The organism is Asticcacaulis sp. AC460, assembly GCF_000495795.1.
Classification (GTDB): Bacteria; Pseudomonadota; Alphaproteobacteria; order Caulobacterales; family Caulobacteraceae; genus Asticcacaulis.
On record NZ_AWGD01000057.1, the window covers coordinates 1 to 1,109 of the forward strand.

Annotated in this window: 1 rRNA gene; it reads right to left on the reverse strand. The window is 53.4% G+C overall.

The window, feature by feature from the left end:
- Positions 1-1,109: ribosomal RNA gene (locus ABAC460_RS47860) — 23S ribosomal RNA — on the reverse strand; the annotation flags it as partial.

Sequence of the window (1,109 nt, forward strand, 5' to 3'; positions counted from 1 at the left end):
GCGCTTAGATGCTTTCAGCGCTTATCTTTTCCGCACTTAGCTACCGGGCAATGCCATTGGCATGACAACCCGAACACCAGTGGTGCGTTCACTCCGGTCCTCTCGTACTAGGAGCAACCCCTCTCAATCTTCCAACGCCCACGGCAGATAGGGACCGAACTGTCTCACGACGTTCTAAACCCAGCTCGCGTACCACTTTAAATGGCGAACAGCCATACCCTTGGGACCTACTTCAGCCCCAGGATGTGATGAGCCGACATCGAGGTGCCAAACACCGCCGTCGATATGAACTCTTGGGCGGTATCAGCCTGTTATCCCCGGAGTACCTTTTATCCGTTGAGCGATGGCCCTTCCATTCAGAACCACCGGATCACTAAGACCTACTTTCGTACCTGCTCGAGCCGTCACTCTCGCAGTCAAGCTAGCTTATGCCTTTGCACTAACCTCACGATGTCCGACCGTGATTAGCTAACCTTCGTGCTCCTCCGTTACTCTTTGGGAGGAGACCGCCCCAGTCAAACTACCCACCAGACACTGTCCTCACCCCAGATTATGGGGCCGAGTTAGAACATCAAACATTAAAGGGTGGTATTTCAAGGATGGCTCCACGCAGACTGGCGTCCACGCTTCAAAGCCTCCCACCTATCCTACACATCAAGGCTCAATGTTCAGTGTCAAGCTATAGTAAAGGTTCACGGGGTCTTTCCGTCTTGCCGCGGGTACACTGCATCTTCACAGCGAGTTCAATTTCACTGAGTCTCGGGTGGAGACAGCCTGGCCATCATTACGCCATTCGTGCAGGTCGGAACTTACCCGACAAGGAATTTCGCTACCTTAGGACCGTTATAGTTACGGCCGCCGTTTACTGGGGCTTCGATCAAGAGCTTCGCCTTGCGGCTGACCCCATCAATTAACCTTCCAGCACCGGGCAGGCGTCACACCGTATACGTCCACTTTCGTGTTTGCACAGTGCTGTGTTTTTATTAAACAGTTGCAGCCAGCTGGTATCTTCGACTGGCTTCAGCTCCATCCGCAAGGGACTTCACCTACATGCCAGCGTGCCTTCTCCCGAAGTTACGGCACCATTTTGCCTAGTTCCTTCACCCGAG